The organism is Paenibacillus sp. FSL F4-0122 (assembly GCF_038002845.1).
GTDB classification, from domain to species: Bacteria; Bacillota; Bacilli; order Paenibacillales; family Paenibacillaceae; genus Paenibacillus_AQ; species Paenibacillus_AQ odorifer.
The window spans coordinates 4,210,504-4,233,859 of record NZ_JBBODI010000001.1; the positions used below are offsets into that span (position 1 = coordinate 4,210,504).

Genomic DNA, 23,356 nt, shown 5'->3' on the forward strand with positions numbered 1-23,356 from the left:
ATATGCTATACTTCTGGTTCTTCGAGATTAAGATCGTCAGGTGCATTATCCATATTAGATTCTTCAGATATTAATTCCTGTCCTTGCAGTTCTTTAAATTCCAGTTTTGAATTTATCTCCGATTGTCGAGCGACAAGTTGCTGAAGTTGGTATTCCAGCTCAAACGGCTTACCAAATTCCTTTTGTGCTGCAGTAAGCTGCTCTAGCGTCTCATTCTTATGCTGTATTTTGTCTTGAAGCAAAGAAGGCAACCTCTCGATCATGTTTTCGAGGCGAGAGATATTCCCAAGTGTTGATCCTCCAAGCTCTGCAGAGTGTGTTTCTACCCCTTGGACTCTTATATGGACGTTATCATAAATTGAACGGAACAGGGAGAGTGGAAGACCCCGAAACTGACCAATAACTTTAGTAGGCTGATCACTCTCAGTTAATTTGGCTAAAAGAAGAAGTATTTCCCCGGCTTGTGTTCGTTCCTCATAATGCTTTCCATCCAGCTGAATCATAAAATTCGGTTGATTATTTTGTTCTACTACTTTGATATCTGCTTGGAGTTTCTGAATTTTCTCCTCATACTTCTCGAGCATGATAGGATACTGATTGTGTATACGTTGTTCCAACATCGCCTGCTCATTCTGCCAGTTCGTCTTCAGCATCTTTAGCCGCATCACTTCATTATCGACCTCCATTTTCTCAGCCAGCATAGGATTACCAACGGCGATGGCTTTTACTTCTGCGGCAGATAGTACGGTCTCATCAGCATCCTGGCAGGAGCGGGAAATGCTCTTGCCGGTCATTACCTGGGAGATGTAGCTCAGTTTTTGCTCTTGAATTTGCCACAGATAAGAGTCGAATGTGCCCTTGGTAACATAGCGGAAAATCTGTACTACCTCGTTCATATTGCCTTGCCGTAAGATTCGGCCGTCGCGTTGGGTAATGTCCGAAGGACGCCAAGGGCAATCCAAATGATGTGCAGCGACAAGCCGACTTTGTACATTGGTGCCAGTACCCATTTTTTGCGTAGAGCCTAGCAACACACGTACTTCGCCGCGGCGGACCTGTTCAAATAAGGCTTCCCTTGCCGCATCGGTATTAGCATCATGGATAAACGCTATTTCATGTTTCGGTATGCCACGCTGGAGCAATTGTGTTTTGATTTCATCATAAACGTTAAATCGTCCGGGCTTTGGTGTACCACTATCACTAAAAATGACTTGAGTTGATTGCTCAGCTTGTGTTTCATTCCAGATATCAAAGACATTCTCGATGCATCGGTTCAGCTTAGATTCAATTTCGGTCGGAGCATCTTCATGGACTAAACGAGGGTCGATAGACATCAGCTTTGCTTCATGTGTAAGCTTTAGCATATTGTCTTCGCTAGCATCCACATCGTTATTGCGGATTTTCTCGGCACGCTCTACGAATTCATCCATCATTTTCTGCTGAAAAGGAGAGCATTCACTGACGAAGATGGTTGCCTTATCACCGACTAATTTTGGTGTGGGCAGACTGAGCATATCAGCAGTTTGAATGTCAGCAACGAGTCGAAATATGCTCATGAGTTCCGGTAAATTGTGAAACTTGGCAAACCGAGACTTCATCCGATAACCGCTGCCTTCTGGGGTGATTTCGAGAGAGGAGACAACCTCACCAAATGTTGCTGCCCAGTTGTCAAAAAAGTCCAAACCTAGCCTTTGCAAAAGGCGGGGCTGAAGATAACGCTGCATAACGTACATCTCGGACATACTGTTGCTTATTGGTGTACCGGTGGCGAACACAACGCCCCGGCCTTGGTTCATTTCCTGCAGATACTGGCATTTGAGCAGCATATCGGTTGCCCGTTGACTACTAGATTTACCAATGCCGGCAACGTTACGCATCTTCGTAAAAGTGAAGCAGTTTTTGTAAGCATGAGCTTCATCGACAAAAAGCATATCTACACCAAGCTGTTCGAAGGTAAGTAGATCATCTTTTTTACTTTCGTTGGTTAAGCGTTCTAATCGAGATTTGAGGTTGTTCTCAAAAACAACCATTTGCTTGATACTCCAGTTGTCGCCTTTTTCTTTTTTGATTTGGTTAATCGTTTGGGAAACATTGCTGATTTCGTTCTGTAAGAGCTTTTCCTGTCGCTCCCGGGAGATCGGGATCTTCTCAAATTGGCTGTGACCAATGATAATTGCATCGTACTCGCCCATAGCAATGCGGGATACAAAACGCTGGCGATTGGATAGCGCAAAATCCTTTTTGGTAGTTACCAGAATGTTAGCGCTGGGGAAAAAGCGTAAGAATTCGTTTGCCCATTGTTCGGTAAGGTGGTTAGGAACACAATATAGCGGCTTGTGAATCGCTCCCATTCGTTTGAGATACATCCCGGAGGCAATCATTGCAGCTGTTTTTCCAGCACCAACTTCATGCGCCATGAGTGCAGTCCCTGAATAAATAATTCGAGCTGCTACATCCTTTTGGTGTTTTCGTAGACTCATTTCTTCATTCATCGCCTGGAAAACGAGATGATCACCACTATAAGCTCGCGGGCGAATTGTATTAAACTTTTCGTTATAGATCGAGAGTAGAGTATCTGCTCTAGTCTTATCTCGAAATAGCCAGGAAGCAAAGGCCTCTTTCATCTGCTGCTGTTTGGCACGGGCAATCATCGTTTCTTTGGCATTAACAACATACTTAACTTGCTCGTTACCGCTTGCATCTAAATAGGTAACGGGGTCGCGTATTGTAATGCTTTGAAGATTCAAGCTGCTTTCATAAATCTCATAAGCATTTGCTCGTCTCGTACCAAAGGTTTGATTGATCTTGATGGAGCCCGGTTCGATGTTTTTCCCGGAGACACGCCATGTGTTAGTGAATTCTAAATAATTTACATCTACAGTCTGCGAATTTCGCAGCACTTGGGAGGTCTCAAAAGTCTCATATATGAATTCCCGGTAGTAACGAACTGGAATCCATGGACTACCGATACGAAAATCAATGTCGCCGGGCAACAAGGGGGCCGGCTGCACACGGGCTAGAGCCTCTACATTTCGTTGAAACAAGTCGGGATGCTCTTGTGCCTTTAGTGTTGCATAAGACAACTTATCCCGGACATTACCGGATAAGTATTCCTCATCAAGTTCCCAACCTTCTTCTTCATCGCCACTATACTTTTGAGGATTCAGATAAATTCGTTCCCCAAGGGCTTCTTTTACTTCAGTAATACTCTGGTTACACAGATGGGCAATGTAGGCGAGGTCGATTCGTAAACGGTGATTCAAGCATATTTGCATTGCTTCCAATGGATTGTCAGTATGCTCAGGCAGTGCATTAATTCTAATGGTTGGCCGGGTGAATATCGCGGCTTTGCTCCAGGTTTTCTCTGGTGTAAGATCCTCAATGGATCGAAGAAGTGGCAGTTGATCATCATCGGCAAAAGCAGAGGTATTCGCCCGATCATTAATATAACCGTGTTGCTGAACGAAGCGGTCATAAACATTATTAAGATGAGATTGGGCTTGTTGTAGTTCTGGGAGTTCATATCCATACTCTCGGGATTGAATATTAATAACATCAATCAGAGCTTGGCGTATACTGCATAATCCTTTTATACGGTCTGCCTTTTTTCCCTGAATATTTTGCGGCAGAAGTAATCCATTCTCGCAGTAGAAGAGCTGACCTTGGTCTTCGATGAACGTGTAATTTTTGGTTCCCGGTGGAACTTTTCTGCTGGCTGGTTCTTCGTCCTCTTCCCAAAGAGGAGAGAGCCTGTTTAGAGACTGTTCAGTTGAATGACCAACCAATTTAGGGAAGTTAGCCTGCAGGGATCCAAGCGCTTGCTGTAGAGTAGGAAGCAGAATTTGTTCTTCATCTGGGATACATGCGCTAGATTTTTCTGCGCCGTACATACCTCGATCCCACTGCATCTTTCCGAGCATCATATCGGGATGGGAAAGATAATAGCGATTAACAGGAATACCGTCGGAGGTCTCACCAATATTAACCCATTCAGGCAGTTCTTCTTGGGAGAAGAGAAGGGAGGCTTCACGTTTCTGCAGAAACACGATATCCGTTGTAACTGTAGTACCCGCAAGGGATTGAAAGGTGGTGTTTGGCAATCGCACCATACCAATCAATTCGGCTTGTTGAGCAATGAGCTGGCGAACTGTTGAATCCTGTTTATCCATGGTTCCCTTACTAACGATATAGGCTAGCATGCCACCTGGCTTGAGTAATTCCAAAGAGCGGAGAAAAAAGTAATCATGGATAAGATGACTACTGGTAAAGCGGCGATCATGAATACGGATATTATGAAACGGAATGTTCGAAAACATAGCATCAAAGCGCATTTCGCGCCAATCTACGCTCTCGAAGCCTTGTAGGTGTATAGATGCAGTAGGGTAAAGCTGACGAGCAATTCGGCCGGTAACTGAGTCTAATTCCACGCCGTGCAACTCCGCGTTCTCCCAATCCGTGGGGAGTACGGAGAAAAAGTTACCGCTGCCCATCGCAGGATCCAATATGCGTCGCCCTGTTCCTTCCGATAAACCGAAACGCTGAAAGGTAGCATGGATAGTTTGGATAATCGCTTGTTCTGTATAGAAGGCGGTAATTGTTGAATTGCGGGCAGCTGCATACTCTTCTTCATCCAGTAATTGCTTCAGCTCAGCATATTCATTTTCCCAGCCTTTGGCTGAAGGGTGGAAAGCATTCGCTAGGCCACCCCAGCCCACGTAACCGGCTAAAATATGTTGTTGTTTCGGGTTTGCCTGCTGCTGTTCACTTTCCAACTGCTTAAGTAACTGTATGGCTTCTACGTTGCGCTTATATTTGCTCTTAGGGCCTGATACATAAGGGGAGTGATCAGCATAAAAACGATAATTTATTGCAGGGATTGGCAAGGAGATAGGCTGAGCTTCACTCTTTGATTCTTCATCCAGAGGAATACTGCTATCCTTATTTAAGGCTAGAGGGCTGTTTGGTATTTCATCGTTTGGAGTTGCATCTTCCATAGAAGATTGTTCGGCAAAATCAAATAATGTCAATTCAGGCTCAGTTGAAGGAAGGGGAGGCAACACTGCATCGTAATTTCCTTCAGCAATTAACTGAAGAAGAGTGTCACTGATTTTCTTCCATTTAAAGTGCTCGTTATGAGATCCTCTTGAGTCATTCCAATCAATCGTAACGCCTTTTCCATCGTACATATAACCGATCAATCCATACTCGAATTCGCCTCTAGCACCACTTATGCCATATAACGGTTTTAGATATGCAATCAGATCGGCAGACTTTACTGGATGATGCTCAACCACAAACTGATAGATGTGCTGCTTTCTGGATTCAACACCTTTTCCGCTGGATAACAGAAAGATGAGCATTTCTTCTCCAGTTTGGCCGTGAGACAAATCAGAAGAAGTACTGGGCATAAAAAAAGAACCGCTATGTGGCGGTTCTGATCTGGTGGAAGTGACGATGGATTCGGTTATCTCGGTTTCAGCAAGATGTCGTTCAAGACCAATTCTTCTGCTGTCGATTTGATCTGATTGAGGTGTCGTGTCCGTTCCAGCGTATCGTCGGTCTTTGGCATCGGTCGAAGGTGGAGTAGCTGCTCGGTCAGTTGCTCCATCCGTTCCAGCGCTTCCTGCTCGACGTTGTGTATCGTCTCCATGAGGATGCCTTGCATCATGAGAATCTGGAAACGCTGTGGATGATTGTCCCGAAGATAACTCATTGCCATCCGGCCGTACCTGCCCAAAGGCTGCTGGTCTACCTTGGCTTCGTTCGAAATGTTCAAGTTGGGATACAGCAGACCGTCGATTTCGCGATACGTCAGGTTCGGGCTGTTCGGATTGTTCATTTTGCAAACTCCTTTCTGCTTCCATAATTTTAATGTATCGAGCAATATCTCCTAGCAGGCTGCGGGCTAGAACATTGATTTGGTTGCCTAACCTCGCCGCCAATGGGAGCGTATGAAAATGAGTTATGGTGGTAAAGTCTACATTGTCGGGTTCAGATAACTGGCAGCGCTGATGAATAAGATAGCGAAGACTGTCCTTAACTAAATCTCCGATGTGTTGTTCCAGACCTTGAAGTGGGACTGTTCCTAAGAAATGATCCTTGATATCAAGTTCGATATCCTGTAGCCAATCGTCTAACGAAGTAAGAACAGCTGAATGCGTCATCTGAGAAATAGCCTCAGGTAAATTCAGTGAATCGTAAGAAGTAAGTCTTCCGGCAAGCTCATCTGTGTCCACCTGATTCAAATTCCAAAGCTGTGGAGTGTTCTTACCTGTCGTCTGTGATACGTCAAACAGGTAGGTCAAAGAAGGGCTATTTTCCGATGTGAAGTCGCAAACTGCGACACTCTTTTCACCTTTGCGAACGTACCTCCCCAGTTGATTCCACAGAGATAAGGGAGCCAGCATGGAGGCGTCCGGGCGTTGCGTATAGATAAGCAAAGTGTTATCAAAGGAATACTTGTAGATTGATGCTGCAAATTCTAAGTAGTCACGCCAAGCTTCTGCGCTGTGAGTAATGTTTGCAATAGCAGATGAGTAAAGATCTCGCAGTTGATCCATACGGCTCATGACTGGCTCTCCTTTCTTTGGAACTGGGATAGGGAGGAGTAGAGTTAGATTTCCTGTTCATAAAAGCCCAGCATGTCTTTAGCATCCAGCAGGGAGAACGGGAGGGATGACTGATCAAAGGAGTGAGTATACTCTGAATACCGCAACTTAATGGATTCAAAAAAGTAAGGCATCAGGTTTGTATCAAACAAAAAGTATGGGCTGTAATTCCGAGGACGGTCAGGATTCAATTCGCTATCACCGGTAAAGCCGTTGAACAAATTAAAGGCCAGTCGGGTGATTTTCAAGGTTGTGCCGGTTTGCCAGCCCTCTTGCAATCCTTCCAGTCGGATACAGTTATCTTGATGGTCGTAAAGATCTTTAATATGCTGGCGCGTTTGTGGTGATAGGCCCAATGTGTAGAACAAAGATTTATGGTACGAATCTTGCGGTATATTGACCATTCGCAGATTGCCTTCATAGAATTGCTCATGCTCTATATCTTTAAAGTTCGGGCTCATGTTCATCGGCCTCCTTATCATTTTGGGCTGAAGCGTATTGTTGTTGATGGGAAAAATACATTTCAAGGGCCTTGTCGATAATCTGCTCGATCTCAGAAGCTTTGCTTTGGCTGGTAAAATATTTGGCAAAGACTTTATGCTTCAATTTGAATGGCGGTGGTGTTTGGTTACGCGGCTTTCGAGTTGCCTCACCTGATAATATTTTGTAGGTTTGCTCTGTGCTGAGCCTGCCGGAGTAACCCTGCAAAAGCTCTGACTTTTTCATATCCAACTTAAAACCATTGTCGGCAATAGATTGTTCGATTATGGATTGCTCACCTTCTGATAAATAAGACAGGTGAACGGCACAGCGTAACGGTAGCTCATTGGCATCGACACGCTGTTTTAATCCGGGAATCAGTTTATCAATTCGCAGTAGCCTGGAGACAGAGTTTTTGGATAATCCATATTCTTGAGCAACCTTATCCCGGCTGGTTGGCCTCTGCCCCATTGGGGCAGAAGTTTCATTTTCCTTGTTGTATTGTGGGTCTTCTAATCTTTTTAGCTCATCGATGATATCGTTTCGTTTTCCTTGTGAGAACATTTCTGAATGCCGTAAAGATAATACTTTTGCTTTTTCGGAAGGCAGCATTTCGCTAAAGGAACGCTGAAGCACATTAGTCTCCACAACATATAGCAGTGCTTCTTCATCAGATAAATGCTCTTTAATAATAGAAGGAAGCTGCTCTAAGCCAACAAGGAGTGCAGCGTTCATACGATTATGTCCTGACAACATCTCGTACTCATGGCCGGACTCATCTGGTTCAATTCTTCGAATGATAACCGGGACAAGTAGGCCGTTAGTTGAAATGCTGTCAACCATATCGGCCAGTCGCTCACCTTCATATAAATGGAAGGGATGGTCTTTAAAAAATCTGATTTTATAGATAGGAATAGATTGAATAATTCCCTTCGAAGAAGGAGATTCTGATTCGTGAGGTGTCTTCTCTGAGAGTTTCAGGAGTTCATCAATACTTCCTAGCTTAGGAGTGATTCGTGGCTTGGGCATATTCATGTTGCATCAGCTCCTTTGCCAGATTTTGATAAGCTGCTGTTACCTTTGATTTAGGCAAATAAGTCATTAAGCCTTGACTATAAAAGTTGGCTTCTCCGACTTTAACTGAGAGAGGGATTTGTGATGTAAAGATGCGGATGATTTCTCCGTAGTAGTCTTGAACCAATTTGTAAGCTTCCTTGTATAAATTGGTGCGAGGATCACACATAGTCATTAGAATGCCCTCAATGGTGATTCGCGGATTAATTCGTTTCTTCACCTTAATGATAATTTTCAGAAGCTGAGTTAGGCCTGTTGCTGACCACAGTTGAGGGTTTACCGGAATTAACACACTGTCACTGGCAGCAAGGGCGTTTATCGTTAGTAGACCAAGAGAGGGATTTGTGTCTATAATGATATAGTCATATCTTTGCTTCATGGATTCCAATAATGTGGTGAGAGTCTTTTCACCACCCATTTCATCTCTTAAATTAATCTCAGCAACGGATAGTTCTATGTTGCTTGGGATGAGGTCTATATTGCCATGATTATGAATGTATTCTTCAGGAGCCGGCAGTGGTTCGTCGCTCATGAGGGCGTTCATAATATTGAACATTGAAAACTTAAGCTGATCTGGATTCTCGATTCCAAAGCACATGCTCAGATTGCCTTGTGGGTCGAAATCAACCAGCAGCACTTTTTTATCTTCATAGGACAAGGCGCACGCCAGATTGTAGGCGGTGGTAGTCTTACCTGTGCCACCTTTCTGATTGGCAATGGTGATAACGGTTGTTTGTGTCATTGTAAAAACCTCCCCGGAGGTTTGCTCCGAACATATTGTCAATGGTAGGGAGCGGGCTGGTTCTCTCATTTTTCTCTCCGAGTTCTCTCGCAGTTCTCTCCAAAGGCTAAATTTGCTCTTTCTGTTACTTGTTGCCGGAAACCCTTGTGGCTCTAAGGAAAACACGAAAAACCGTAAAAATCCTTGATTCTACAAGGCTTTTTGCGGATTGTAGGTTCCCTTATATTCCTCTGCAGGGGGTTAAAGTCCAAATGACTTCTGGGACTTAAAATCCTGCGGTACGTGAGTACCGTACGGGTTCGACCCCCGTCCTCGGCATCACAGTGAAAACCTTGAGAAATCAAGGTTTTTTTGTTTTTTATTGGTTTCGGAAAAAATTCCTTAACAAAGGATGATAATATTGGACAAATTAAGTCAATCGATAGCAAATTATACAAGGATAAGGTGTGATGCGGATGACTGATTTTACAATGATTAAAAAGCTGTTTCATATTACGAAACGAAACGGGTTTAGTCATGATGAGATACAAACCATTAAAAATAATTTCGGTGAATTGCCCCAGGTGTTTATAGATTATTATTTGGAACTCGGTAAAGACGAGCGGCTGAATCATACGCAAGATAGTTTGATCAAACCCGAGCAATTCCAATACTTCAAGCATAGCGAATATTTAATTTTTTATTGCGAGAATCAGCGTGCCTGTGTCTGGGGAATCCATAGGAACGATTTATCCAGGTCCAATCCCCCTGTCTATATGAGTTGCGATGAAAAGGTATGGAAAATGGAATTTGAAGCATTGACCGATTTTTTTCATGCGATGGCCTATTTGCAAACCGTATTCGCTCTTGAATACGGCTGTGAATCGTTTTATTCCATTGAACAAACCGACTTGGATTTTATTCGTGAAAATTTTAAAAACAAAGATATTTCCTTTCGGCATTGGATTGGCATCGAATTTTATGGGAATTACGATGACAGCATAATAACGGTGATGAATAATGACGATAGTTTTAATTTGATTTTTGCTTCAAGCGACAAAGAACATTTTGATGAAATGGATCGGATTCTCTCAAAACTAGGAGTAGTAATTTGAAATTTTCTGTTTCAAGAAGTCAACAAAATAGGGACTTCAGAATGTAATCAATAAGTTAAATAGCTTGGAATAGCCTTACAGAAGAAGTGTGAAAAATAGAGTTAAATCCAGTGGGGCAAGCATCTGTTGTACTGTTTGGAATTGAGGATGAACGAAAAGCTAATTAGATTCGGGCAGGATGGCTCAATAAATTCGCGAATACTCTACATATGGAATTATTTACGAAGTTCGTAAATATGACATTATCTGAAAGAGCGGCCCCAAAAAACTTTTAAAGTAATTCATTCGCAACATTTTGTTGCCTTATGCAAAAGATTATTTAGTGGAATTTCTTTTTATACAACTCGTGTTTGTGAAAAAATACGGACGAGATATTTAAATGAATAGGGGTTAATAAATGATAAAGATTCGAAATATGACAGAAAATGAATTTGAAAAATTTAAAGAGTGGTCTGTTAATGACTATGCAAAAGATTTAATCAAATCTAAAATGAGTAGCGATAAAGATGCTTATAAATGTGCTGAAAAAGAATTCAATGAACTACTTCCGATGGGTTTATCAACAAAAAATAATTATTTATATGTAATGATAAATCATAGTTTAGAAAAAATTGGTTTTATTTGGTATGAAAAAGAGAATACATCAGGATTCATTTGTGATTTTTTGGTTAAGCAAAATTACAGAAATAAGGGATATGGATTTGAAACTATGAAATTGATAGAGCAGGATGCCAAAGATAAAGGAATTAGAAAACTCAGACTTAGTGTATTTAATTTCAATGAACCAGCCTACAATCTATATAAAAAACTAAAATATAAAGAAGTTGAGAACAATGATGGAAATGCGATAATGGAAAAAATACTTGATAACTAATATATGGGGAATTTCAAATGCCCCTTGTGTACTGAATCAGTAAATGATCATTAAGCTAATGGGAAACGTTAATTTAATAAAAACATGTAAGCAGCCGCTCAAACAACCGGCTGCTTTTTCATTTAAGCTAACGGGCAGTTATGCGTAACTTTTAGGGAATGTAAACATCTAAATAACGTAAGGAACGAGGAGGCGACAATTCATGGGAGGAACGAATGTATGGGATGCGGAGTGGGAGGTTAACGAAGAGCAGGCGCGGACGCTGATCGGCAGACAATTCCCTCAGCTGTCATCGAAGCAAGTGAAGCGACTGGGCTGGGGCTGGGACAATACGGTTTTTCTCATCGGTAACGAGTACGTGTTCCGGTTTCCAAGAAGAAAGATTGCAGTTGGCTCGATTCGTATGGAAGGGAAGCTGCTGCCAAAGCTGGAGGCATATATAACCATCCCCTATCCGAAACCGTTGTTTTATGGCGAAGCAAGTGACGAATACCCGGCACCATTTCTTGGCTATGCCTACGTGCTAGGAGATTTCCCAATCGGTTTGACGGAAGAACGGCGGGCTTTATCGGCAGAGACGCTGGCGAAATTTTTGCGGAGATTGCATGAGTTTCCGGTGCAGGCGGCGCTGAAGTGCGAAGTTCAGCAAGATCATCGAAACTTGACGGACATAGCATCGCGCAAAGTGAAATTGGAGGGATTTCTATCGAAGGTGGTTGAACACTTGTCGCCGGAGGAGTCCGGTGTGATCGAAGCGTATATTAGCAGGCTGCAAAAGGACCGTGTCGAGGCGGTGAATGCACTGCTACATGGCGATCTTCATTTCAAAAATATGCTTGTGAATGAGAACGGGATCGTTTCCGGCATCATTGATTGGGGCGATCTGAGCGTAGGCCATCCGGCTTGCGATTTGAGCGTTGCTTATAGCTTTTTACCACCTTACGCTCGCGGCGTGTTTTTCGAAACGTACGGAGGAGCGGACGAGGAAACGAAGCTGCTGGCGCGGCTAATCGCGGTATACATCCCCATACTGATCTTAATGCAAGCGGTCGATGACGGGAATGAAGCAATTGCGGCAGAGGCGAAATCCAACATCATGCGGGCACTGTCGGATTAGGCTCATTATTTCGTTGCGGCTATGGGGCTATGGCTATCGGCACCATTTTGTCGTTTAAAGGCCGCGATAAGGTACGATCCGCCTTCTCTGATACCGCTTTATGTTGAGGAACACGAAATCCAACAGAGTAAGTCGTTGCGCTAACGGGAAACGTTAGCTCAATATAGACATAAGACACCCAACCGATACGATTGTAAAAATGTGCCTCATCAGTGATTATACTGGTGGGGTTTTGCGTTTCACTGGTAACCAATGATATTTTAGCATGTTTCAAGTAATTGATAGATTACATTTAGGATTTTATTAGATATGCAAATTAATGAGAGCAAAGTAAGTACGGCAGAAATTACACCAGATAGATATTAACCAGGCCAGGCACTAATCCCAAAAAAACTAATAAAAACCCTTGCACAGATTTTAATTTCTGTTGCAAGGGATCAAAACTCTGGTTATAGTATAAGCGGTGTTTTTATCTTTATAAAACTAGGTTTTTCTAAATAATCGCAGGGGACGAACTGGGGACAGACTCTAGGTCAATCAGTAGAAACCAGTCCAAATGAGAACAATATAAGAACGGGTTGAGACCTTGATATGACTAGGTTATTGAGTTTAGTTCCATATCATATCAATAAAAACTCATGTCTTAAAATCCTGCGGTACGTGAGTACCGTACGGGTTCGACCCCCGTCCTCGGCATCACAGTGAAAACCTTGAGAAATCAAGGTTTTTTTGTTTTTCTTGAGTAATGCTTCCGTCAAAAACTAAAGGTTCTGTGTGTCTTGGAATCACATCCGAGCTCACAGAATCAGGGTGATAACACTCCTTTTCAGTGCTTGTCTAATCACAAGCTCTGGAGAGGAGTTTTTTAATATGGAAGATTTCATGAACCGCCGTATATCAAACGGTAAGCACAGTGGTATGAGAGATCCGAGCCTTTTGATTACTGTCGAATAACATCTTAATTTGTTGTATTATTGATTAAGCTAGTTTTCAAGAACCAAGGAGGGTTAAAGTTTGCTTACACTGAGAAGAGCCGAGCCGCGTCAAAGTAAAAAGCTCAGTCTCACATCGCTGCTTACGGGCTTGGTTACGCTGGTGGTTCTACTAACTTCAAGCATTCTTCTGATTGGCTCTTACGAGTCCAAAAAACAATCATTGATGGAGACTACGCTCCATCTGAATTACTACAACGCTGACCGAATGACCAAAACAATGGATTCCTTATTTCAGTCCATGCGCAGCAGTTTGGAATACAGTGCTGAGACACTCTCCGATGACGAAACCTTAACGCCCAAGCAAGTGAATGATAATTTGGAACTGATGCGCAATAGTAGCAATTACTTCAATTCTATCGCCGTGCTCAATGCCGACGGTCTGATCCGCAATGTAGTACCGACTAGTTTGGGGTCAGCAGGAAATCATATAACTTCTAAGGTCGGTTTGGAAGCTTTGGCGCTAAAAAAACCTTACATATCCTCCCCCTACATGACCCAAACCACCAATAGACTAATCGTTTTTATGAGTCAGCCGATTTTTAGCAAGAATGGTATATATCGCGGTATTTTGAGCGGCACATTTTATCTGCAGGAGAACAATATTTTGTCTATGATTTTTGGCGATAATAACGTGGACGATTCTGGCTCCTATTATTATATTGTGGATTCAAGCGGGCATCTGTTGTACCACCCGGATAAGCAGCTCATTGGGGAGGATGTTAGCAATAACAAGGTTGTGCAGAAACTCATGAATGGGGAGAGTGGGGAACAGCAAGTGCGTAACACCCGTGACGTTGAAATGCTTGCCGGATACTCCAGCGTTCCAGCCAACGGATGGGGAATTGTGGTCGTTTCGCCGATTAGTGTCATCCATCATCAACTGATGGGGCACCTTCGGACCATTCTCTGGTATTCGTTGTTTCCGTTCATTATACTCCTGATGGGCGTCATTCTCGTAGCACGCAAGCTGGCCCGGCCTTTTGTGTACCTGGCAAATCTGGTGAGCAGGATGGGTAAGGAGAAGATTGAATTGCCAGAAGCGAAGCCGCAATGGAGCCGAGAGGCAGATCTGCTGACCAAGGCTGTGTTGCTTGCCGTGACGGATATTCAGAAGCAGACGGATCAACTGACCCAAGAGGCTACGACGGATGCTCTGACCGGTTTAATGAACCGAAGATCCTTAGAGTATACGATGAGTCAGTGGATTGACTCAGGACAACCGTTTTCGCTCATTGTGCTGGATGTAGACAAATTCAAACTCGTGAACGACACCTACGGCCATCTCATCGGCGACGAAGTGCTGAAACATGTAGCCAATGTTATAGTTACCTCGTTTCGTCCAGACGATGTTTGCCACCGCTACGGCGGTGAAGAGTTCATCATCTTGCTAGCCCACACTAGACCCGAGGAAGCCTTCACCATAGCTGAAAGAGTCCGGCGGGCAATGGAACAAAGCAGGGGGCCAATCCCGACACAGGTTACGATCTCTCTAGGAATCGCCCATTATCCTATTCATGCATTGGAGCGGGAGGGGCTGCTGGAGAAGGCGGATCAAGCGTTATACCTGGCCAAGAGCAGGGGAAGAAACCGGACGATGGTCGCTGATGTTTGAAACAATGGCTCGAAATATGCGGTACTTGCCACGTCCCCGGCATCATAGTGAAAACCTTAGGAATACAGAATTTGCGTAGAAGTATATAAGTCTCCTTTGCTGTATCTGATTAAACAGTAAAGGAGACTTTTTAATGGTTATACGTTTAACAAAAGTTAAAGGCAGCACTATCAACAATGGAAGAGCATTAAACAGTTTATCAATTAGAAGAAAGCGAATAACCTCAATGAACATACAATCTTTGATTACACCAAGCACGTCAATGCTTTGTGAACATTTCCCTGATTCAACAGAATCATATGAGCAGTTAGAAGAATCCGCCTTAGTAGGTGGGTTTTGAGGAGTTATCCGTCAACCACACTCATCTGCGCATATTCAATTGTGCTGAAAGTACTCGCCTGAGCCCCATATGCGGTGCTGGAATTCGGTTTAGTAAGATATTGTTTTCCACCTTGCGGTAAATTATTTGCACAACCCACATCCGCACCAGTGTTGATATTCGTGAAACCGGCAGTGACGCTCCGAAATTTGAGGGTTCAAATAAGTAGACAAACCCAACATATATTTCGCGGCTAGGGATGAAAATCATAAGTTTGGGGTTTAGTTAACTGTTCTTTGCGCACATTTTCTTTCAATTAAGGTACATCGCATCGGCCACTAGACGCTCCAGTACTGCCTTCGAGGCAGTGGCTTCCTTTGCGCCCGATGCTCTAACGACCAACTGTACCGGCTTGCCAGAGCGGAGATGTTTGTCTGCCTGGCAAAGCTTCGTGTCATCATTATGTTCTTCGATATGCGCGGTGAAGCGCAGTTCCTTGACCTTCTCTTTACTGTTTCACCTGGACATTCGTCCGGTATCCGCCTTGAACGCCGCCGCTTTTCCTTGTCTTTCGCCATCAGGCTGCACGGCGGCAGGCTACTCATCGGCGAGGTGCACACCAAATATGCTCCTTGCGAACGGGCCATTGCCAGCGCCTCCTCTCTGGAGGCGACCCCGAGCTTCTCGCCACTAAGTCCAGTCAACACCACCTCCAATGCTCTTATCTGTTCATTGATTTATATTGTCACAAAACTGAAGCCTCTCTTGAAAAAAATGATAAAGCTATCATATATGGAACATGATTTTGGTTCAATTATCTACTTGTAAGTAATGCACATTGATGTTGGTCCCATAGTCTTTGGCAATTATAAAATCATGTATTTCCTTTAATGGATCTAACTGGATATAAACGTTCACAAAGTATTCCTTGGAAGGGATAAACTGTTTGTGTAAGTATTCACAATTATTCCACCTTGCAGTATTATAATATAAGTTGATCGCAATAACCAAAATTTAACTATACAGGGGGAAACAAGCTTGAAAAAAATTAGTTATTTATTTGTAGTCTTTGCAATGCTGTTTCAATTGATTCCACCGCTATCAGCTTCGGCAGCGGTAACTACATACAAAGGGGGAGTATTGGATGGTCTTCCTATGAATGTGGGAGTCAGTGTAGGTAGTGCTTTCTATACTGTCTCAGAATTAACAGATAACAATGCCGCTACAGTTAAAAACATGGGTACAAGTATTGCTTGGTATACTTTCTCTGCACCACAAGATATTGAAGCAGTTATTATAAATAACGTGTCGAGCAGCTATAGTTCAAAGATAGAATTCTACGATAACAATAATACTAAAATCGGTGAGTACATTCCTGTTACGAATGATGGAGTAGAAACACTTTCGAATCCCATAACAGGTGTGTATACGGTTGTGCTTAAATCAACGTCTGCTACCAACTTATATGTACGTGAATTCAACGTATACACAACTCCAACAGCTGTACCTAATGTCCCGACAATTAGTTTTTCTGCAGGATGGGACAAAGTAACTGAAATTAATTGGACTTCGACCGGAGCGAAAGCGTACAACGTCAAACGCTCTACATCAGCTACTGGACCATTCGCTACTATTGCTACCGATGTAAAGGGAACAAGCTACAGCGATACTACAGTTGCAAATGGTACAACATATTATTATGTCGTCGCCTCTAGTAATGAAGCAGGTGAAAGTGTTAACTCCACTGTATCGGCTGCCGTACAACCCAATGCAACGAAATATACCGGAGGATTATTAGATAAATTGCCAATCAATGTAGGCGCATCGGTAGGCACGACAGCTTATACAGTGCGAGAATTAACAGATAACAATGCCGCTACAGTTAAAAACATGGGTACAAACATTGCTTGGTATACGTTCTCTACACCACAAGATATTGAAGCAGTTATTATAAATAACGCGTCGAGCAGCTATAGTTCAAAGATAGAATTCTACGATAACAATAATACTAAAATCGGTGAGTACACTCCTGTTACGAATGATGGAGTAGAAACACTCTCGAGTCCTGTAACAGGTGTATATGCGGTTGTGCTTAAATCAACGTCTGCTGCCAACTTATATGTACGTGAATTCAACCTATTCTCAAATCCAACGGCTGCACCTTATGCACCGACAATTAGTTTTTCTGCAGGATGGGATAAATTAACTGAAATTGTTTGGACTTCGACTGGAGCAAAATGGTATAACGTCAAACGGTCTACATCAGCTACTGGACCATTCGCAACAATCGCTACCGATGTAAAGGGAACAAGCTACAGCGATTCCACGATTACAAATGGAACAACATATTACTATGTCGTCACTAGTAACAATGAAGCAGGTGAAAGCGGAAATTCAAATGTGATGAGTGCGCAACCCAATGCAACGAAATATACCGGAGGATTATTAGATAGATTGCCAATCAATGTAGGCGCATCGGTAGGTACGACAGCTAATACAGTGCGAGAATTAACAGATAACAATGCAGCTACATTAAAAAATATGGGTACCAACATTGCTTGGTATACGTTCTCTGCACCACTGGATATTGAAGCGGTTATTATAAATAACGCGTCGAGTAGTTATAAATCACTCGTACAATTCTACGACAAAAATAATATCAAAATCGGTGAATACACTCCTGCTGCGAATGATGTAATTGAAACACTTCCGAGTCGTTTAACAGGTGTGTATACCGTTGTAATCAAATCAACGACTACAGCCAACTTGTATGTACGTGAATTCAACGTTTTCGGAGAGGCAAGCCCAATTCCGCATCTTACTGCGACTGCTGGGAATGCTAAAGTTACTTTGAATTGGGATGCTGCCGTGGCTAATGCTACAGGTTACATTGTAAAACGAAGTGACACAGCGGGTGGTCCTTACATTGATATCCAAACCGTTACAGGCACTACTTACACCTACTTGGATAGTAATGTTATAAATGGTGAAACCTACTATTATACTGTTATAGGGAAAATAGGTACAGGCGAAAGCGGCCTCTCCAATGAGGTTTCTGCTACACCTAATTTTGAAATGAAAGTACCGACGAATCTCACTGCGGTAGGTGGAAACAAACAGGTAACGTTAAAGTGGGAAGCTGTAAATGGTGCTACTGGATACATTGTGAAACGTGGAACAGCAGCAGGAGGGCCGTATTCTTTGAAATTAGTTACTGTTCCTTCAACCACACTAACCTATTTGGATACCAATGTAGTGAACGAAACAACCTATTATTATGTAGTGACTGCTTTGTACGGACAAACGGAGAGTGCCAATTCAAATGAAGCTTCCGCTAAGCCTAACGTGGGTGATGTGGGTGAAGACAATGGTGACAGAGCTCTCCTGTTCATTATGCTTAATACCGGAGAGCAGAAAGAATATGATGTGTCCATCGCAGTAGTTAATGCTTTCGTGGAATGGTATGAGAATCGTGGTAAAGGCGTGGGTCCTGTAACCTTTGCAATCGACAAACAGTCCAATAACAAAGGTCCTTTTAAAAGTCGTAAAGACTATATTATTTACGATAAAATCATTACTTTTGAAGTAAATGAATATACATCAGTGCCAACACCACCATCCTCAAAAGAATAACAATCATAAGTAGTAATAAGTAGTAATAAGTGAAAGTGGGTGTCCCAAAAGCCATGCAAATGGTGGCTGGGACACCCTTTGTTTCATAGTAGGGTTGAAGTTGTTGATTTGACAGACGCTCCGCGAACGGACTGTTGCTCCAATCGCTGATATGAACGAGACTATCAAACGCAATTGTAGCTTCTTCGTTTTCCCCTCCGTCTGCAGTGAGTACACTACGAACTGTGCACGTGCATCTTCACCTCTAAGGTTAGGCACATAGCGATTGCATGGATTCTCTATTGCGGTTTTTCTCCTTGTCTTCTAACTCAGCTTCTCAATCCTTCTTATCTATTGGGTTTGGTGATCTCTAACCCTACAAACATTTACCCTCCGGCATTTAGCTTATGGCTTATCCTTGTCTTCTGGTTTCTTTGATTTCTCAAATATACCTGAATAAATTAATAGTTGACAGCATTTTTGAAAGCGGTTATATTTATCTCGTAAACAATACGTTATATAACGTTATATCAAAGGAGAGAATCAAATGAATGCAAATCAGGTTGTTCAAAGTATCCGTGAAAAAGTGGCAGAGGGGATTTCAGAGGTATATTTTGTAGCTTGTGGGGGTTCACTGGTTGATATGTATCCCGCGAAATATTTTTTGGATAGTGAAGCGAAGAAACTGGTAGCAGGGCTCTATACGGCGAATGAGTTTGTTCATGCATTGCCTAAACGTCTGGGCACACAATCGGTAGTAATCGTTTGTTCCCATGGCGGAAATACACCGGAATCGGTAGCTGCGGCGCAAGTAGCCAAACAGCATGGAGCGCACACCATTGGCCTAACCCATAACAAGGAAGCTGCGCTGCTGAATTACTCTGATTATTCTTTCTTGTATGAATGGGGAGATGATAGCAATGTGAAAAATAACCCGATGGCTATCATTCTGGATCTCGCTACTCAATTGTTAGATGCGGCTGAAGGGTATGCGCATGTTGAAGCTTTTCAAAAAGGATTGGAAGCTATCGATGGCATTATTAACCAGGGTAAAAAGCAGGTCGCTCCACGTGCCCGTGTGTTTGCCAACAAATACCGTAATGAGGAGCTTTATTATATCTTGACGAGTGGAGCTTCGTACGGACATGCTTATGGATTTGCAATCTGTTCTTTGATGGAAATGCAATGGCTGCATGCTGCGGCGATTCACTCCGGTGAATTCTTCCATGGTCCTTTTGAAGTGACGGATAAAGAAACCCCATTCATCCTAATGATTAATGAAGGGCGCACCCGTGAGCTGGATGAACGAGCACGGACTTTCCTGAATCAGTATGCAGAGAAAGTCGAAGTGATTGATGCTAAAGAGCTGGGAATTGGTACAATTGCTGATGAAGTTGTGGAATTCTTTAATCCGGTATTATTCTACAGTATCATTTGTGTCTATCGCGAGGCTCTTGCCGAGGTGAGAAATCATCCGCTAGAAACCCGCCGTTATATGGGGAAAGTAGCCTACTAATCGGGAGGATAAAACCATGAAAGCTCTAGGTATTGGCGATAATGTGGTAGACAAGTATGTTCATCAGCGTACGATGTATCCCGGCGGCAATGCACTCAACTTTAGTGTTTTCGCCAAAGGTGAAGGAGCTGTCGCGGCTTTCCTCGGTGTTTTCGGCGATGATGACGAGGCACGTCTTGTGGAAAATACGCTGCAGCAGCTGGAAATCGATATCTCACATTGCAGACATCATAGCGGAGAGAATGGATGTGCACGGGTAACCTTAGAGAATGGGGAACGGGTATTTCTGGGCAGCAACGAAGGCGGGGTTACCAGACTGAATCCAATAGCGTTGAGTGAAGCCGACAGAGAATATATCCGTGGGTTTGATATCATCCATACAGGGCTTTATAGTCACACCGGACATTTGCTTGCGGAGCTGAATGCACTGGGAATTCCCCTCTCTTTTGATTTCTCCGATGACTTCGAGGATGCGCAGGTAGAACGGTATATTGGCAATGCGGATTTTGCTTTCTTTTCCTGCAGCCATATGACGGATGAAGAGACGCAGAATTTTATTGAGACTAAACGCAGAAGAGAAGGCCAAGTATTGGTGGCAACACGCGGGGGAGACAGATCCATTGCCTATGATGGAGCAAGCTTTTATTATCAGACCCCTGAGCTTATTGAGGCTGTTGATACGATGGGAGCAGGCGACTCTTATATTACTGCCTTTTTAATGAGTATGATTAAGGATGGTGATATTCAAGCTGCTATGCGGGAAGGCTCCAGATTAGCTGCCAAGAGCTGTATGGTGGAAGGTTCCTTTGGATTCGGGGCTTCTTATTAACAACGGATGTGTACTTATCTTTGCTTGTGAAAAAGAGGATCGTTTGTTACTCTAACAATAGAGTAATATAACGTTATATAACAAGTGAGGGTAAATCATGTTAAATTCAGAGCAGGCAGAGCCATTATATATTCAATTGAAAAAAGCGGTCCAATCCGCCATTGCGAACGGTACCTTTAATTCAGGAGATAAAATTCCTACTGAAATTGAGCTTAGTGAAACATATAATGTCAGCCGAATTACTGTTAGGAAAGCTATAGAGGAATTGGTGAATGAGGGATATCTGACGAAACGCCAGGGCAAGGGCACTTTTGTCAACGCACAAAAGATCGGCCGCAAGATTGAGCATGTCATCAGTTTTACGGCGGCCTGCAAAGCCAATGGTGTTTCATCACACAGCGTCGTTACGGAGAGAACTAAACTTAAAGCCGATCAGGAAACCGCGGAGCGGCTGCAAATACAGCAGGGTGAACCGGTGTTATATATTCAACGTAAAAGATATGCTGGCGAAAGACCCCTAATGCTGGAAAATAACTATTATCCGTATGACCGTTTTTCTTTCTTAATGGATGAAAAGCTTGAAGGATCGGTATATGAGCTGCTGCGGAAACGTTATCATATTGATCCCAATCAGCCGGGAGAAACGGTGTTGCAAATCACCTTGGCTGATGAACAGCAAGCAAAATTACTGGAGATTCCCATTGGTGATCCTTTGTTCTATATGAACACTATTATTTATGATCAGGACAGTCAGCCGGTTCATGTAGGCAAGCAGTACATTATCGGTGACCGTTATCAATTTACTTTATAATTCATTCTGCTTCTTGCGGTAAGCGGGAAGCAGAAGCTTCGATATAACGTTATAAGTCGTATTATTAATCGGCAGAAAGGCGTTGAAATCATGGAAGCAGTTAAACATGGTTTTGCAGATCGGGTACTGTTGTCTAATGCAGTATTTACAGGAATAGAAGATGGCGCTTCACCGGCATTTATTGCCCTGCAAGGGGAGCGAATCGTCGCGGTTGGAATCCCGGCAGAAGCAGAGGAATGGATAGGACCGGCAACATTTGTTCATCATCTGAAGGATGCGTTCATTATGCCTGGTATACATGATAACCATGTTTTTTTTACCGGTTACATGTCCATGCACCGTGGAGTGGATCTGACGAATGTCGCTACAATTCAAGAGGCTTTAGAGTTGCTTAAACAAGAAGCAGAAAAAATACCCTCAAAGCAAAATGTATACGCTTACGGGTGGAGTGAAGGTTGTTGGGGCGAGATTCCGGGGCAAAGCTTATTAGACGAAGCTTTTACTGAAAGGGCTGTAATCGCCATTAATCTGACGAAAAGCTATTGTTGGATGAACAAGCTTGCTCAGGATAAGTATCAGTTTCTCCCTGACCAATGCAGCGCGGAATCACGCGCCCTCCTCCTTCATGACATGATGCAGGATCAGGAATTAGTCAGACAAGAGTTTTTGGACTTTGCCCGAATGCTTGCTAAACGGGGTGTCACTTCGATAAAAGATATAGGCTTTGACAGGCATAGCGGTTTGTTGCCGGTCCTTGAAGAGCTGGAAGCAACGGGAGAGCTGCCGTTGCGGGTCCATTTTGCGCTTGAACCTGTATTGCAGCCGCTTGATATTTCCACGGGTTTGCAGTACAAAGAGCGTTATCAAGGAGAATTTCTTCGGTTTCAGGGATATAAGCTGATGTTGGATGGTGTGGTAGCTGATCATACGGGAGATATGCTGGAGCCTTATGCGGATATGCCAGGTGTTACAAACTTGCAGTCAGTTGACTACGAAGGGTTAGAAGAGGCATTTCGGGCAGCAGACAGCCATGGAATTAAATGTTGTCTAACGGCTGAGGGAGATGCAGCAATTCGTAAGGCAGTAGACATGATCGAAGATTGCAATCGTAACCGGGGAGCACAGCGGATTAGGCATTCAATCAGCGATTTGGAATATCCACATCCCGAAGACATTCAGAGGATGGGGGAGAACGGGATTTTTGCCGAGGTATATGCCCAGATCTTGCTCTTAAATCCTTCTTATGAGGATGCTTATATGGCTGCTGTGGCCGGAAAAGAGAATGAAAGCCGGTTTTATAATTACAAGTCCATGCTTGAGGCCAATGTACCGATTACGATAGGTACAGATTTGCCGCTTTTCCTCACCAGTGTTCCTGATTCGCTGTATGCGGCTTCTTTTCGGTTGTTCCCTGATGGATCCCCTCCGGGAGGCTGGAATTCCGAGCAGGGGATGCCGGCATCAGAAGTCCTAAAGGCCTGGACGATTAACGGGGCCAGACATTGCGGTATGGAAAGTACAGGAACCTTGGAAGTTGGAAAAGCTGCTGATATTGCTGTATTTGACCGTAATCTTCTGGATACAGCTGCAACCGAGATTAGAGATGCACGTGTGATTTTGACAATTACCGCCGGTCAAATCACCTATGATGCTGCCAGGAACGAGGGGTAGAA

Annotated in this window: 13 protein-coding genes, 1 tRNA gene and 1 pseudogene; 10 read left to right on the forward strand and 5 right to left on the reverse strand. The window is 43.3% G+C overall.

The features are described from left to right. Positions 1 to 5: 5 nt before the first annotated feature. The 4 genes from MHH49_RS18210 to MHH49_RS18230 are packed head-to-tail and all read right to left on the reverse strand — an operon-like array spanning position 6 to position 8,904. The gene (locus MHH49_RS18210) at positions 6 to 6,569 is read right to left on the reverse strand and encodes an N-6 DNA methylase (RefSeq protein ID WP_445667557.1); all 6,564 of its coding nucleotides are present in this window, start codon (positions 6,567 to 6,569) and stop codon (positions 6 to 8) included. 44 nt (positions 6,570 to 6,613) lie between these two features. After that, positions 6,614 to 7,069 (reverse strand): DUF6075 family protein, encoded by a 456-nt coding sequence (locus MHH49_RS18220; RefSeq protein ID WP_341138372.1) that lies wholly within the window; start codon positions 7,067 to 7,069, stop codon positions 6,614 to 6,616. Beyond that, positions 7,053 to 8,123: a ParB N-terminal domain-containing protein gene (locus MHH49_RS18225; RefSeq protein WP_341138373.1), complete on the reverse strand. Its 1,071-nt coding sequence runs from the start codon at positions 8,121 to 8,123 to the stop codon at positions 7,053 to 7,055. Before MHH49_RS18225 ends, MHH49_RS18220 begins: the two co-directional genes overlap by 17 nt. Further along, positions 8,092 to 8,904, reverse strand: a complete 813-nt coding sequence (locus tag MHH49_RS18230) for a ParA family protein (protein WP_094901638.1) — start codon at positions 8,902 to 8,904, stop codon at positions 8,092 to 8,094. Before MHH49_RS18230 ends, MHH49_RS18225 begins: the two co-directional genes overlap by 32 nt. Positions 8,905 to 9,136: 232 nt before the next feature. Here MHH49_RS18230 and MHH49_RS18235 point away from each other — a divergent pair. The 5 genes from MHH49_RS18235 (at position 9,137) to MHH49_RS18255 (ending at position 14,596) form a co-directional block, all read left to right on the forward strand. Then, positions 9,137 to 9,222, forward strand: a tRNA-Leu gene (locus MHH49_RS18235). Between the two features lie 137 nt (positions 9,223 to 9,359). After that, positions 9,360 to 9,998: a hypothetical protein gene (locus MHH49_RS18240; RefSeq protein ID WP_076297431.1), complete on the forward strand. Its 639-nt coding sequence runs from the start codon at positions 9,360 to 9,362 to the stop codon at positions 9,996 to 9,998. A 397-nt stretch (positions 9,999 to 10,395) separates the two neighbouring features. Beyond that, positions 10,396 to 10,872 carry a GNAT family N-acetyltransferase gene (locus MHH49_RS18245; RefSeq protein ID WP_038572782.1) on the forward strand — a complete coding sequence of 159 codons (477 nt, stop codon included), beginning with the start codon at positions 10,396 to 10,398 and terminating at the stop codon, positions 10,870 to 10,872. A 202-nt stretch (positions 10,873 to 11,074) separates the two neighbouring features. Further along, positions 11,075 to 11,989, forward strand: coding sequence for a phosphotransferase (locus tag MHH49_RS18250; protein ID WP_341138374.1), 915 nt, complete (start codon positions 11,075 to 11,077; stop codon positions 11,987 to 11,989). Between the two features lie 1,014 nt (positions 11,990 to 13,003). Continuing rightward, positions 13,004 to 14,596 (forward strand): sensor domain-containing diguanylate cyclase, encoded by a 1,593-nt coding sequence (locus tag MHH49_RS18255; RefSeq protein WP_076297430.1) that lies wholly within the window; start codon positions 13,004 to 13,006, stop codon positions 14,594 to 14,596. 649 nt (positions 14,597 to 15,245) lie between these two features. Here MHH49_RS18255 and infC read toward each other — a convergent pair. Continuing rightward, positions 15,246 to 15,652, reverse strand: a pseudogene (gene infC, locus MHH49_RS18260) (translation initiation factor IF-3); the annotation flags it as partial. A gap of 301 nt (positions 15,653 to 15,953) precedes the next feature. Here infC and MHH49_RS18265 point away from each other — a divergent pair. The 5 genes from MHH49_RS18265 (at position 15,954) to MHH49_RS18285 (ending at position 23,354) form a co-directional block, all read left to right on the forward strand. Continuing rightward, on the forward strand, positions 15,954 to 18,548 hold the full coding sequence (locus MHH49_RS18265; protein ID WP_341138376.1) for a fibronectin type III domain-containing protein: 2,595 nt from the start codon (positions 15,954 to 15,956) through the stop codon (positions 18,546 to 18,548). 526 nt (positions 18,549 to 19,074) lie between these two features. Next, entirely contained in the window at positions 19,075 to 20,043 is a 969-nt protein-coding gene (locus MHH49_RS18270) for an SIS domain-containing protein (RefSeq protein ID WP_339809543.1), read from the forward strand. Between the two features lie 16 nt (positions 20,044 to 20,059). Continuing rightward, positions 20,060 to 20,872, forward strand: coding sequence for a fructoselysine 6-kinase (locus MHH49_RS18275; RefSeq protein WP_341138377.1), 813 nt, complete (start codon positions 20,060 to 20,062; stop codon positions 20,870 to 20,872). Positions 20,873 to 20,969: 97 nt separating this feature from the next. Continuing rightward, positions 20,970 to 21,683, forward strand: coding sequence for a GntR family transcriptional regulator (locus MHH49_RS18280; protein WP_339210471.1), 714 nt, complete (start codon positions 20,970 to 20,972; stop codon positions 21,681 to 21,683). Positions 21,684 to 21,773: 90 nt separating this feature from the next. Then, positions 21,774 to 23,354 (forward strand): amidohydrolase, encoded by a 1,581-nt coding sequence (locus tag MHH49_RS18285; protein ID WP_341138378.1) that lies wholly within the window; start codon positions 21,774 to 21,776, stop codon positions 23,352 to 23,354. Positions 23,355 to 23,356 lie beyond the last annotated feature (2 nt).

What these genes read in the sequence shown, in the direction of transcription:
- MHH49_RS18270 (WP_339809543.1), top strand. Translation starts at nt 19,075, where the DNA reads ATGAATGCAAATCAGGTTGTTCAAAGTATCCGTGAAAAAGTGGCAGAG.
- MHH49_RS18210 (WP_445667557.1), bottom strand. Translation starts at nt 6,569, where the DNA reads ATGAGCCGTATGGATCAACTGCGAGATCTTTACTCATCTGCTATTGCA.
- MHH49_RS18275 (WP_341138377.1), top strand. Translation starts at nt 20,060, where the DNA reads ATGAAAGCTCTAGGTATTGGCGATAATGTGGTAGACAAGTATGTTCAT.
- MHH49_RS18220 (WP_341138372.1), bottom strand. Translation starts at nt 7,069, where the DNA reads ATGAGCCCGAACTTTAAAGATATAGAGCATGAGCAATTCTATGAAGGC.
- MHH49_RS18280 (WP_339210471.1), top strand. Translation starts at nt 20,970, where the DNA reads ATGTTAAATTCAGAGCAGGCAGAGCCATTATATATTCAATTGAAAAAA.
- MHH49_RS18225 (WP_341138373.1), bottom strand. Translation starts at nt 8,123, where the DNA reads ATGAATATGCCCAAGCCACGAATCACTCCTAAGCTAGGAAGTATTGAT.
- MHH49_RS18245 (WP_038572782.1), top strand. Translation starts at nt 10,396, where the DNA reads ATGATAAAGATTCGAAATATGACAGAAAATGAATTTGAAAAATTTAAA.
- MHH49_RS18240 (WP_076297431.1), top strand. Translation starts at nt 9,360, where the DNA reads ATGACTGATTTTACAATGATTAAAAAGCTGTTTCATATTACGAAACGA.
- MHH49_RS18250 (WP_341138374.1), top strand. Translation starts at nt 11,075, where the DNA reads ATGGGAGGAACGAATGTATGGGATGCGGAGTGGGAGGTTAACGAAGAG.
- MHH49_RS18230 (WP_094901638.1), bottom strand. Translation starts at nt 8,904, where the DNA reads ATGACACAAACAACCGTTATCACCATTGCCAATCAGAAAGGTGGCACA.
- MHH49_RS18285 (WP_341138378.1), top strand. Translation starts at nt 21,774, where the DNA reads ATGGAAGCAGTTAAACATGGTTTTGCAGATCGGGTACTGTTGTCTAAT.